This window comes from Streptomyces sp. NPDC051976 (genome assembly GCF_040680795.1).
In the GTDB taxonomy this organism is placed as follows: domain Bacteria; phylum Actinomycetota; class Actinomycetes; order Streptomycetales; family Streptomycetaceae; genus Actinacidiphila.
This window is the reverse complement of sequence record NZ_JBFAXL010000005.1, coordinates 1-12,659: the sequence shown is the minus strand read 5'-3', so window position 1 is coordinate 12,659 and position 12,659 is coordinate 1. Positions and strand designations below refer to the sequence as shown.

The following is a 12,659-nucleotide window of genomic DNA, read 5'->3' as shown; positions in this document are numbered from 1 at the left end:
CGCCTCCGAGTTCGCCCCGGAGCGCCTGCCCCGACCGGGCACGCGCTCCTACTCCCCACAGCGCTCCACCCGCGGAAACCGTCACACCCGCCCCACCCGCCCCGGTCCCGGAGGGGCCGCGGAGGGGGCCGGACGGTACGGCCGCGCGGGAGGAGGGGCGCCGCGTCGGGGCGCGGGGAAGCCGGAGGGCCAGGCCGTCCTCCCCGCCCTGCCGCTGGGCGGGGAGGGCGCGGTGGCGGGGAGGGCGGCCGGCGGTATCAGTGCGGCAGCAGTGCCGGGTTGGCGTCGTGGACGAGTTCGAGGGCCTGGGCGGGGAACCAGGCGCCCGCCGCGGGGTCGGGCGCGCCGCGCTCGGGGTCGTCGGGGCCCGCGGTGCCGCGGGTGCACTGGCCGTCGGACTCACCCGGGATCTTCACCCAGAGGCGGGCGTCCAGGAGGGGGTCGCCGGTGGTCAGGGTCGGGCGGGCGCCGAGGCCGCGGTCGGGCGGGTTGCACCAGTCCTGCGGGTCGGAGTAGACGCCGGACGGCGGGGTCCACGGGCCCTGGCCGTTACGGCTGGTGTCGGTGACGAAGTGCTTCATGGCGGCGGGCGCGGTGTGCACATGGGCGTCCAGCCATGCCTGCGCGTCGTTGACCGCCCACCACTGGTTGGGGCAGGCCGCGGGGTCGCCGCCGGCGTCCGCGTAGGCGAGGCAGGACGACACGAGCTTGCCGTACCAGGCGAGTTCGCTGTCGGAGCGGTAGTTGGAGATGTTGAGGAAGAACCCGGTGGCGTCGCCGACGCCGCCCGCGATCAGCCGCGGCACGATGTCGTTGACGCTGTGCCAGCCGCTGTGCCCCGCGTCGAGATAGACCTTCGTGGCGGCGAGCGGTTCGAGCGCGTCGACGGCGTAGTGGATCTCGTCGTAGCGGGCGGCGGTCTTGCTGCCCTGGGCGTCGTCGGCGCCGCAGTCGGAGGGCAGCAGCGCCAGCGAGTCCGGCTCCAGGATCACCGTGGCGGGGTGCGCGCCGATGCCGCGCCGGACGGCGTCGATCCATGCCTCGTACTGGGCGGTGTCGGCGGCGCCGCCCGCGGAGTACTGGGAGCAGTCGCGCCCGGGGATGTTGTAGAGCGCGAGCACCGGCAGCGCGTGGCGCCTGGCGGCGGCGGTGACCGTGCCGCGCACCGACGCCTCGACGGTGGCGGGCGTCCCGTCGCCGTACCAGACGGCCTGCGGGGTCAGCGTCATCGCCAGCACGCCCGCGGCGTCCTTGAGGTGGCCCTGCCGCAGCAGGTCGAGGATCTGCGTGTGGGCGGCGCTGTTCGCGGGCGGCGTGTAGAGGGCCGCGGGCGCGCGTGTCGCGGAAACGGCGGTGGTCGTGGCGTGCGCGGGCACCGCCGCGGCCACGGCGGCCAGCGCCGCGGCGGACACCCCGACGGTCAGCGTGCGGGTCGCCCGGCCGGTGCGGCCGGCCCGCGCGCCGCGGCGAGCGGTGCGTTCGGTACGAGCGGTACGTGCGCGGAAGCGTGCGGTCATGCGGATGCGCTCCTCGGGGCAGCCTGACGGAGTGCCGCACCCGGAGTCTCGTGGGAGCGCTCCCATATGCGGCTGGTTGAATTAACTCCTCACACGGGCGCCCCGTCAATCCCCCTGCGCGGGCTTCCGTCGGGGAAGCCCGCGCAGGAGTCGGGCGCGGTACAGGCGCGAACCGCGGACCCTACTTGAGCGCCCCCGTCACCAGGTCGATCCGCCAGAACCGCTGGAGCGACAGGAAGAGCGCGATCACGGGCACCACCGACAGCAGCGTCCCGGTGATCACCAGCGAGTACAGCGACGCCTCGGCGGCGCCGTGCCGCAGCAGGCTGTACAGGCCCACGGTGAGCGGGAACTTGTCGTCGCTGGTGAGCATCACGTACGGGAGCAGGAAGTTGTTCCAGATCGCGATGAACTGCAGCAGGAAGACGGTGACGAGGCCGGGGCCCATCAGCCGCAGGCCGACCGAGAAGAACAGCCGGGCCTCACCGGCGCCGTCGATCCGCCCGGCCTCCAGGAGCGAGTCGGGCACGGCGGAGGCGGCGTAGATCTTGCACAGGTAGATGCCGTAGGGATTGAACAACTGCGGGAGCAGCACACCGATCAGACTGTCCGTCAGCCCCACCTTGGACAGCAGCAGGTACTGCGGGACGGCCAGCACGATCTGCGGCAGCAGCACCCCGGCCAGGATGGTGTTGAACAGGGTGCTCCGGCCGCGGAACTGGTATTTCGCCAGGGCGTAGCCGGTCGCCGCCGAGACGAAGGAGGCGAGCACCCCGCCGACGGCCGCGTAGAAGAAGCTGTTGAGCATCCAGTGCCAGAAGATGCCGTGCTGGTAGTCGGACAGGTCGCGGATGTTGCGGAGGATCCCCAGGTCGAAGGAGGGCACATAGGTGTCGGTGGAGAACAGCTTGGTACGGGACTTGGTGGCCGCGATGAGGATCCACAGGCTGGGCACGGCGCAGTAGACCGCGCCCAGCACCAGCGCGGCGGTGGGCAGGAGGGCGATCCTGCGGCGCGGCCCGGTCAGCGTGCTCACTTGCCCTCCTGGACCCGGGACTGGATGACCCGGGCGGTCACGAAGGAGACGGCGAGCGCGCCGACGGTCAGGACGACGGAGGTGGCGGCGGCCGAGTAGATGTCGGAGTTGCCGAACGCGTCGTCGTAGATCTTCATCAGCGGCACCCAGGTGGAGGAGACGGCGTTGGACAGCGGCTTGAGGGTGTTGGGCTCGTTGAACACCTGGAGGGCGGCAAGCACCGTGAACAGGCAGCACATGACCACCGCGGGCATCACCATCGGCACCTTGATCCGCCGTACGATCTGCCACTCGCCGGCGCCGTCGAGCCGTGCGGACTCGTAGAGTTCGGCGGGCAGCGCGCGCAGCGCGGTGTAGATGACGATCATGTTGAAGCCGACCGCGGCCCACACCGCCACATTGCTCACCGACAGGTAGACGGCCACCTGCCCGAAGAAGTCCACGTGGTCGCCGCCGATCGGGCTGGTGGCGGGGAGGTAGAGGAACCCCCACATCAGCGAGGCGATGACACCGGGGACCGCGTAGGGCAGGAAGATCGTCAGCCGGGTGACGCGCTTGAGCCGGGTGCGTTCCATGTCGAGCAGCACCGCGAAGAGCAGCGCGAACAGGACGGTGGCGGGGACGGTGATCGCGCCCAGGGTGAGCATCCGCAGCACGCCGGACCACAGTTCCGCGTCGCCCAGTACGTCACGGTAGTTGGCGAGTCCGGCCCAGACGGTGTGGGTGCCGCCGCCGAGCAGTCCGCCGTTGATCTTGCGGCGCTGGAAGCTGAGCACCAGCGCGTAGATCCCGGGGGCCACCACGAATCCCGCGAAGAGCAGGACCGCGGGCAGGACCAGCAGGTAGGGGAACCGGCTGGTCCCGCGGGCGGCGCCGCTCGGGCGGGTGGAGGGAGTGGGGCGTGCCATCAGCCGACCGTGAATCCGAGCTTCTTCATGTCGGCCACGCTCGCGTTCTGGACGGTGTCGAGCGCGCCGTCGAAGGAACCGCCGCTCTGCAGCGCCTTGCTGAAGTTGTCGGTGTAGCCGGTGAAGGTGACCGTGACGTTCGGTCCCCACATCGGGAAGCTGCGGGCGTCGGGGGCGACCTTCTTGACCTGGTCGTAGTAGTCGGGCTGGTTGGGGAAGAAGGCGGGCGGCGACTGCAGGATCGGCAGCGAGCGCCCGGGGGTCGCCGCCGGGTAGATGTTGATCTGCTTGACCTGCTCGGTGACCGCCGCGTCGTCGGTGTTGAGCCAGGAGGCGAACTCGGCCGCCTCGGCGGGGTGCTGGGAGTCGCTGGTCACGGTGGTGGCGGAGCCGCCCCAGATGCCGGTGGCCGGGTCGCCCGCGGTCCACGCGGGGAGCGGCGCGACGGCCCACTTGCCCTTGGTGCCGGGGGCTATGCCGCCGAGCTGGGCGGGCGCCCACGCGCCGGAGATCCAGGTCAGCAGGGTGCCGTCGTTCATCTGCTTGTTCCACTGCGGCGAGAAGGAGGGGTTCTTGGCGACGGTGCCGTCGCCGACGAGTCCCTGCCAGTAGTCCGCCACCTTCTTGGTGGCGGCGCCGTTGATGTCGACCTTCCAGGTGGTGCCGCTGGCGGACCACCACGCGGCGCCGGCCTGCTGGGCGAGGCCGGTGAACCAACCGGGGTCGGCCGCGTCGAAGTTGGTCAGATACGACTTGGGGGCCTTGGTGCGTACGGTCTTCGCCTCGGCCGCGTATTCGGCCCACGTCCTGGGGACCGCCAGGCCGTACTGCTTGAAGAGGTCGGCGCGGTAGAACAGCATCAGCGGCGCCACGTCCTGCGGCACGCCGTACACCTTGCCCTCGAAGGTGGTGGTCCTCAGGGTCGGGGCGTCGAACTTGCCGACGGTGTCCTTGGTCCAGTCGGTGATGTCGCGGACGACGCCCTTGGAGACCAGGGCGGGCAGCGACTGGTACTCGACCTTGGCGATGTCGGGGCCGTTCTTGGCTTCGTGGGCGGTGATCATCTTGGCGACGAGCTGGTCGCCGCCCGCCGGGTTGGAGAGCTTGACCTGGATGTCCGGGTGGGTGGAGTTCCACTTGGCGACGACCGCGTCCATGTGCGGGTCCCAGTCCCAGAAGGAGAGTTGGACCTTGCCCTTGGCGGGGCCCTTCGCGCTGTCGTCGCCGGACTTCTTGCCGGAGCCGCCGCCGCACGCCGCCGTCGTCGCGAGCAGTCCGGCCGCCAGCAGGGCGACGGAGGCGGTCCGCCGTCTTCCGTGTGTCACGGTCATGGGGTGTTTCCTCAGCTCTCTTCTGACGCGGGCGCGGTGGCCCAGGTGGGGAGTTCCAGAGGGGTGCGCTGCAGTCCGATCCACTGGCGCCGGGTGAAGCCGGACATCTGGTTGTCGGCTCCGTGCCGGGCGTGGGCGTCGTTGACGTGCACCTCGCCCGCCTGGAGCCGCTCGGCGACGGACAGTCCGCGGATCAGGTCGCGGGTGAAGACCGAATTCATCAGCATCGGCAGGCCGTTGGTGAGGGCCACCGCCTCCGCCTCGGTGTCGACGACGGTCACCGGGATCACCGGCCCGAAGATCTCCTCGCGGAAGGCGGGCATCTCCGGTGTGACGTCCGCCAGCACGGTGGGGCGGTAGAACAGCCCGTCGTACGTACCGCCGGTGACCAGCCGGGCGCCCATGGCCAGCGACGGTTCGACGATCGTACGGTGCAGCCGCTCGACCTGCGCGGCGCTGATCAGCGGGCCGAGCGCCACGGTGGGGTCGAACGGGTCGCCGACCCTGAGCGCAGCGGCCCGCCGCGTCACGGCTGCCAGGTACCGGTCCGCGACGGCCCGCTGCACGATGTGGCGGCTGGCGCTGATGCATGTCTGGCCCTGGAACTCCAGGGAGGCGATCATCGCGCAGTCCGCGGCGAGTTCGGTGTCGGCGTCGTCCAGCACCACGAAGGCGTTGCTGCCGCCGAGTTCGAGGCGGATGTCACGCAACTCCCCCGCCGCGGCACGGTCGATGGCCAGGCCCACCTCGCGTGACCCGGTGAAGTCCAGCATGTCGACGCCCTGGTGGCGGGCGAGCGGCCAGCCCGCTCCGGGGCCGTCGCCGGTGACCACGTTGAGCACGCCGGGCGGCAGTTGCGCGTACCGCGCCGCCGCGGCGAGCACCTGGCCGCCGATCACCGGGGTGAGTTCGGCGGGCTTGAGCACGACGGTGTTGCCGAAGGCCAGCCCCGGGGCCAGGGCGCGCATCGCCAGGTTCATCGGGTAGTTCCAGGGGGTGATCAGGCCGAGCACGCCGAGCGGGACCGCCCGGGACAGCGACAACTTGCCCGCCTTGTACGGCGGCAGGATGTCGCCCGCGTTCTCGCTGACCTGCACCGCGGAGAGCGCGAGCTGTTTGAGACCGGTCCCGACCTCGTCCTCCGCCTTGGCCCGCACGCCACCGGTCTCGCGCATGCTCTGCTCGACCAGTTCCTCGTAGTGGTCCTGGAGATAGCCGGCGAACCGCCGCAGGTACGCGGCTCGTTCGGGCGCGGACAGCGCCGCCCACCCGGGCTGCGCGGCGCGCGCGGCGGCCACCGCGCGGTCGATGTCCGCGGCCGCGCCGAGGGCGTAGCTGCCGATCACCTTGCCCGTCGCCTTCTCCTCGACGGCCGCGGTGAGCCCGGAGGACGCGGGGACGAAGGCTCCGTCGATGTACAGCCGGCCGTCGCCGGGAGGGAAGGGCATACGTGCTCCAGGGGAGGGTGGGGAAGCGGGCGGGCCGACGCGGGAACGCGTCTTTTTCTGCGACTTAAACTAAGTAGCTATGGATGGGGGGTCAATCGTCCTGCACGGATTTTTTTCCGCCCGGTGGGCGCGAGGTGGCCCGTCGGCGCGCGGGAGTGCGGCGGGACGACGCGGGAGTGCGGCCCGACGGCGCGGGAGTGCGGCGGCGCGGCCGGACCGTTCGTGATCCGCCGGACGACTGCTAACGGCCGCCGGAGGTGAGGAGTTCGTGCACCGGGAGGGTGGCCGCGCCCAGGGCGACCGCCTCGGGGCCGAGACGGCCGAGTTCGAGGACCGTGCCGCCCGCCATGTAGTCCAGGGTGTGGCGGCGCATCGCGTCGCGGACGGCGGGGAGCATCGTCGGGCCCATGGCCGCGCTGACCCAGCCGGAGAGGATCACCCGGTCGGGGCTGAGCAGGTTGATCAGGTTGCCGATGCCGATGCCCAGGTACTCCGCCGCCCAGCTCACCGTGTCGGCGGCCGGTCCCGGCTCGGCGGCCTCGGCGACCAGGGCCGCGATCCTGGCCTCGGTGCCCGCACCGGCCAGTTCCGCCTCCCCCGCGATGGCCTGGTAGTGCTCCAGGATGGCGTCGGCCCCGATGTACGCCTCCAGGCAGCCGCGCGAACCGCAGCGGCACGCGGCGCCCCCCGCCTCCACGACGGTGTGCCCCCACTCGCTGGTCGTACTGGTGACGCCGCCGGGTGAGCCGGTGGCCACCGCCGCGCCGACACCGCTGGCCAGCAGTGCCACGATCGCCCGCTGCGCGCCCCGCCCGGCGCCCCGCCACATCTCGGCCTGGCCGAGCGTACGGGCGCAGTTGTCCAGGTGCAGCGGCGCGGCGACATGCGGCCGCAGCAGCGCGTCGAAGGGCGCGCCCGACCAGCCGAAGGTGGGCGCGTGGACGCTCCCGTCCGGCAGCACCGCGCCGGGTACGCCGACGCCCACCCCGAGCAGCGCGGCCGGGTCGACCCCGGCCTTCGCCGTGACCTCCTCTATGCCCGCCCGGACCAGCTCCGCCAGCACCGCGGGGTCCGGCCGCCCCTCGTCCATCGGGTACGTGGCGGTGGCGACGGTGTCCAGCGTCCAGTCGAAGAGCCCGACCTGGACATGCGTCTCGCCGATGTCCACCCCGGCCACCTGCGCGTAGCCGGGCCGTACTTCGAGGAGCGTACGGGGACGGCCGCCGTCGGAGTCCAGCAGTCCGGCCTCGGCGACCAGGCCCTCGGCGACCAGGTCCGTCACCACGTTGCTGACCGTCGCCGAGCTGAGTCCGGTGGCGCGCATCAGGTCGAACCGGCTGGCCGGGCCGTGCAGGTAGAGCCTGGTCAGCACGGACGTGCGATTGTGCCGACGGAGATCCCTCGTCGTCCGGCCCACGTCGCGCTTCACCGGAGTCCCCCTCACGATGTCGGTCCGGCGGCTCGGCCGGTTCGCTGGTCCGGCTGCGAACCGCGGCGGGCGCGATGGCTCGTGCCGATGCTGCTGGCTGTAGCGGTACAGGGCACATAGTGCCAGATGGCGGGCGGGGTGCCGATGATCGGGAAGCGCTTTCCCGAGGGACCGGACGCTGGCGCGTCGGCAGACGTCGGAGGGCTGGGCCTGCGCCCGTCGGCGCGCGCGGCGGACCCGCCCCGCCCCGGTGGGGGCCGGGACCGCGTTCAGTCACGGCCCGGCCCCCGGTAGAGGTCCAGCTCGCCGTCGAGCTCCACGGCGAGCACCGTGGCGTGCGGGTCGACGGCGTCCGCCGGCGGGGCGTCGATCCACAGCACTCCCGGCACCTCGTGCAGCCCGCCGGTGACGTGGTGGCCCAGCTCCACCCCGGCGCCGACCACGGTGACGCGGCGGACGGCGTTGCGCAGACCCCGTACCGACACCGTCTCGCGCGGCGCGTCGAAGCAGGTCAGATAGAGGGTCCTGCGGTCGGCGGCGAGCGTGCTCGGCCCGTAGTGGTGCCCCGGGGGGAGCCCGGTGACCGTGCCGTACACCGCGTCGGCGTGCCGGACGATCCAGTCGCCGAGCCCCTCCAGGCGCGCGGTCTGCTCGGGGGTGATCGTGCCGTCCTCCCGTGGGCCGACGTCCAGCAGCAGGTTGCCGCCCGCGCCGATCGTCTCGGTGAAGTAGCGGACGAGCTGGCCGACGGACTTGTGGCGGTGGTCGTGGCCCTGGTAGCCCCACGAGTCGTTGACGGTCAGGCACAGCTCCCACGGGCCGTCCGACGCCTCCAGCGGCACCCCCTGCTCGGGCGTGGCGTAGTCACCCCGGCTGAGCATGCGGGAGTTGAGCACGGTGCGCGGGTTGACGGCGAGGATCTCGTCGGCGAGTTCGCCGATGCCCCACTGCTCCTCGTCGCGCTCCCACTCGCCGTCGAACCACAGCAGGTCGGGCCGGTAACGGGTCGTCAGTTCGCGTACCTGCGCGTTGCGGTAGGCGAGGAAGCGGCGCCAGGCGGCCGGGTCCTCGGCGCCGGGCTCGGGGGTGCTGAGGCGGTTGTCGTTGACCGGTGTGTGGCGGGGGTCCGGGCGCGGATGCCTGACCGTCGGGTAGTCGGGGTGCGACCAGTCGGAGTGCGAGTAGTACAGGCCGACCCTGAGGCCCGCCGCGCGCAGCGCGTCCGCGTAGCCGCCGATCAGGTCGCGGCCCGCCGGGGTGTCGCGGACCACCGACAGCCCGTCCTGTTCGGTGTCCCACAGCGCCACGCCGTCGTGGTGACGGGCCGTCAGCACCGCGTAGCGGGCGCCGGCCCGGGCGAAGAGCGCGGCCCAGGCGCCGGGGTCGTACGCGGACGCGGTGAATCCGTCGAGCTGCCGCATGTACTGCTCACGGGTGAGCTGCCCGGAGAAGAACGACCAGGACTCGGGGACGCCGTCGACGGCGTAGACGCCGTAGTGGACGAAGATGCCGAGCTTGGCGTCGGCGAACCAGGGCTGCAGGGGCATGGGCCGGACCTCGCGCGTCGAGACATCGGATGTGTGGACGGATCGCGATGACCTTACGGGCCGCCTCCGGGGCAATCAATCCCGCCCCGGGGAGGCCGATCCTGGGCGACGTCTTGACGGCGGCGGCGCCCGGCGTGATTCTACCGTTCACTGGGAGAGCGCTCTCCCCACCCTCCCCACAGGGCCCGCGCCTCCTTCCCCCCACCCCGCTGGAGACCGGCATGAGAGCCTCACCCCCGCGATCCGCAACGTCCGGTTCCCTTCCCCCGCCCCTGCGCGCCGTCCTGCTGCTGATGGTGGCGGTGGGCCTGGCGCTGTACGCGCTTGCCGTCCCCACCACGCCCGCGCACGCCGCCGACGCCCTGCTCTCCCAGGGCAGACCGGCCACGGCGTCCAGCACCGAGGGCGCCGGATACGCCGCCTCGGCCGCGGTGGACGGCGACACCGGCACCCGCTGGGCCAGCGCCTGGAGCGACCCGCAGTGGCTCCAGGTCGACCTCGGCGCCTCCGCCACCCTCAGCAGGATCGTGCTGAACTGGGAGAACTACGCGACCGCGTACCAGCTCCAGGTCTCCGACGACGGCACCCACTGGACGTCCGTCTACGCCACGACCACCGGCACCGGCGGCGTCCAGACGCTCGCCGTCAGCGGCACCGGCCGCTATGTGCGGATGAACGGCGCCACCCGGGTCAACGGCTACGGCTACTCGCTGTGGGAGTTCCAGGTCTACGGGACGACCGGCTCCGGCGGCGGCTCGACCGGCGGCGCCACGGGCGGCTCGACCGGCGGCACCACCGGCGGCAGCGGCACCCCGCCGCCCGGCGACTGGACGACGCTGTGGGGCGACGACTTCAACGGCGCCGCCAACACCCCGCCCGACAGTGGAAGTTGGATCACCGACACCGGCACCGCGTACCCCGGCGGCCCGGCGAACTGGGGCACGGGTGAGGTCGAGACCGCCACCGACTCCCCCGCGAACGTGGGCCTCGACGGCAGCGGCCACCTCAACCTGACCGCACTGAAGTCCGGTGCCGCCTGGACGTCGGGGCGGATCGAGACCCGGCGCAGCGACTTCGCCGCCCCCGCCGGCGGCCAGCTGCTGATCTCCGCCACGCTGAAGCAGCCGGACCCGGCCAAGGCGCTGGGCTACTGGCCGTCGTTCCGCGCGGTGGGCGCCGCCTACCGGGGGAACACCGCGGCGTGGCCCGCCGTCGGGGAGAGCGACATCATGGAGGACGTCAACGGGCGCGGCCAGCTCTCGGCGACCCTGCACTGCGGTACCGCGCCTGACGGCAATTGCGCCGAGTACAACGGTCTGACGAGCGGTCTGGCGACCTGCGCCGGCTGCCAGAGCGGCTACCACACCTACTCCGAGGTCATCGACCGCACGAGGTCCGACGAGCAGATCCGCTGGTACCTCGACGACCAGCAGGTGTGGCAGGTCAGCGAGTCGCAGGTCGGCGTCGCCACCTGGAACGCCGCCGTGCACCACGGGGTGTTCGTCGACTTCAGCCTCAGGATCGGCGGCTCCTACCCCAACGCGGTGTGCGGCTGCACCTCGCCCGCCGACGACACCTCGTCGGGCGGCACCCTGAGCCTGGACTCGGTGTCGGTGGCGCAGACCACCGGCAGCGCGCCCGCGCCGCTGACCGATCCGCCGGTGCCGACCGGCGCGAGCGACGTGCACGTCACCGGCGGCCAGGGCGACTGGCAGCTCACCGTGGACGGACACCCGTACACGGTGAAGGGCGTGACCTGGGGGCCGTCCAACACCACCGCCGACGCCCACATGCGCGACCTCAGGGCGATGGGCGTCAACACCCTGCGCACCTGGGGCACCGACGCGTCCAGCAAGCCGCTGCTCGACTCGGCCGCCGCGTACGGCCTCAAGGTGGTCAACGGCTTCTGGCTCAACCAGGGGGCGGACTACGTCAACGACACCACGTACAAGAACAACACCCTGGCCGACATCAAGCAGTGGGTGACGGCGTACAGGAACCATCCCGGTGTGCTGATGTGGGACGTCGGCAACGAGGTCATCCTCACCACGCAGGACCACTACTCGGGCGCCGCCGTCGAGCAACAGCGCATCGCCTACGCGAAGTTCGTGGAGCAGGTGGCGCAGGCGATCCACGCGATCGACCCGAATCACCCCGTGACCTCCACCGACGCGTGGACGGGCGCGTGGCCGTACTACAAGCAGTACACGCCGAGCCTGGACCTCTACGCGGTCAACTCCTACGGCGCGGTGTGCCAGGTGAAGCAGGACTGGGTCAACGGCGGCTACAGCAAGCCGTACCTCGTGACCGAGACCGGCGAGGCGGGCGAGTGGGAGGTGCCGAACGACGCCAACGGGGTGCCGACCGAGCCCACCGACGTCCAGAAGCGGGACGCGTACCTGTCGGCGTGGAGCTGCGTCACGGGGCACACCGGGGTGGCGCTGGGCGCCACGATGTTCCACTACGGCAACGAGAACGACTTCGGCGGTGTGTGGTTCAACGTCCGCCCCGCGGGCTGGAACCGGCTGGCGTACTACGCGATCGCCAAGGACTACGGCGGCACGCCGCAGGCCGACACCCCGCCGGTGATCAGCTCGATGACGGTGACCGGCGCCGGCGCGGTCCCCGCGGGCGGCACCTTCGACGTCGCGGCCACGGCGAGCGACCCCGAAGGCGACCCGGTCCGCTACCAGTTGATGTACTCCTCGAAGTACGTGGACGGCGGCACCGGACTGCGGCAGGTGGATTTCACGCAGACCGGGGACGGCCGGTTCACCGTGACGGCGCCGAAGACGCTGGGCGTGTGGAAGGTGTACGTCTACGCCTACGACGGGCACGGCAACGTCGGCATCGAGACCAGGTCGTTCCGGGTCGTGGCGCCGCCGGTGGACGGCACGAACGTCGCTCTCGGCAGGCCGGCGACGGCGTCCTCGTACCAGCAGACGGGCGACGGCGCGCCCTACCCGCCGGCCAACACCACCGACGGCAGGTGGGACACCCGGTGGGCGAGCGAGTGGAGCGACGCGCAGTGGCTGCAGGTCGACCTCGGCCGGACGACGGCGATCCGGCACGTCCAGCTCGGCTGGGAGGCGGCGTACGGGAAGGCGTACCAGGTGCAGGTGTCGGCGGACGGCAGCAACTGGACGACCGTGTACGCGACGACGACCGGGACGGGCGGCGTGGAGACGCTCGACGTCAGCGGGTCGGGACGCTATGTGCGGCTGAACCTGGCGGCGCGCGGCACCGCGTACGGCTACTCGCTCTACGAGTTCGGGGTCTACGCGTGAGGCGGGGCCGCTCGCAGGTCGCTTCCTGAGCCGTGACCGCTGACGGAACCGGGGCGGGGGGGGGGGGGGGGGGGGGGGGCGGCCCGCCCCCCCCCCCCCCCCCCCAAGATGGGTTGGGGGCGGGCCCCCCCACGGCCGTAACAACACACAACAGGA

At 72.2% G+C, this 12,659-nt stretch carries 8 protein-coding genes; 1 reads left to right on the top strand and 7 read right to left on the bottom strand.

Annotation, left to right across the window (positions count from 1 at the left end; genetic code table 11):
- Window positions 1-257: 257 nt before the first annotated feature.
- The 7 genes from AB0M29_RS07435 to AB0M29_RS07405 form a co-directional block, all read right to left on the bottom strand.
- Entirely contained in the window at window positions 258-1,517 is a 1,260-nt protein-coding gene (locus AB0M29_RS07435) for a glycoside hydrolase family 6 protein (protein ID WP_365380299.1), read from the bottom strand.
- 181 nt (window positions 1,518-1,698) lie between these two features.
- Entirely contained in the window at window positions 1,699-2,553 is an 855-nt protein-coding gene (locus AB0M29_RS07430; RefSeq protein WP_365380297.1) for a carbohydrate ABC transporter permease, read from the bottom strand.
- Window positions 2,550-3,461: a sugar ABC transporter permease gene (locus tag AB0M29_RS07425; RefSeq protein WP_365380294.1), complete on the bottom strand. Its 912-nt coding sequence runs from the start codon at window positions 3,459-3,461 to the stop codon at window positions 2,550-2,552. Before AB0M29_RS07425 ends, AB0M29_RS07430 begins: the two co-directional genes overlap by 4 nt.
- Complete coding sequence (locus AB0M29_RS07420) at window positions 3,461-4,792, bottom strand: sugar ABC transporter substrate-binding protein (protein ID WP_365380291.1); 1,332 nt, start codon at window positions 4,790-4,792, stop codon at window positions 3,461-3,463. Before AB0M29_RS07420 ends, AB0M29_RS07425 begins: the two co-directional genes overlap by 1 nt.
- Before the next feature lie 11 nt (window positions 4,793-4,803).
- Window positions 4,804-6,240: an aldehyde dehydrogenase family protein gene (locus AB0M29_RS07415; protein ID WP_365380289.1), complete on the bottom strand. Its 1,437-nt coding sequence runs from the start codon at window positions 6,238-6,240 to the stop codon at window positions 4,804-4,806.
- A gap of 241 nt (window positions 6,241-6,481) precedes the next feature.
- Complete coding sequence (locus tag AB0M29_RS07410; protein ID WP_365380286.1) at window positions 6,482-7,612, bottom strand: ROK family transcriptional regulator; 1,131 nt, start codon at window positions 7,610-7,612, stop codon at window positions 6,482-6,484.
- A gap of 326 nt (window positions 7,613-7,938) precedes the next feature.
- On the bottom strand, window positions 7,939-9,291 hold the full coding sequence (locus AB0M29_RS07405; protein ID WP_365380282.1) for an alpha-L-fucosidase: 1,353 nt from the start codon (window positions 9,289-9,291) through the stop codon (window positions 7,939-7,941).
- Between the two features lie 218 nt (window positions 9,292-9,509).
- Here AB0M29_RS07405 and AB0M29_RS07400 point away from each other — a divergent pair, with 218 nt between their 5' ends.
- On the top strand, window positions 9,510-12,503 hold the full coding sequence (locus AB0M29_RS07400) for a discoidin domain-containing protein (protein ID WP_365381007.1): 2,994 nt from the start codon (window positions 9,510-9,512) through the stop codon (window positions 12,501-12,503).
- Window positions 12,504-12,659: the final 156 nt, after the last annotated feature.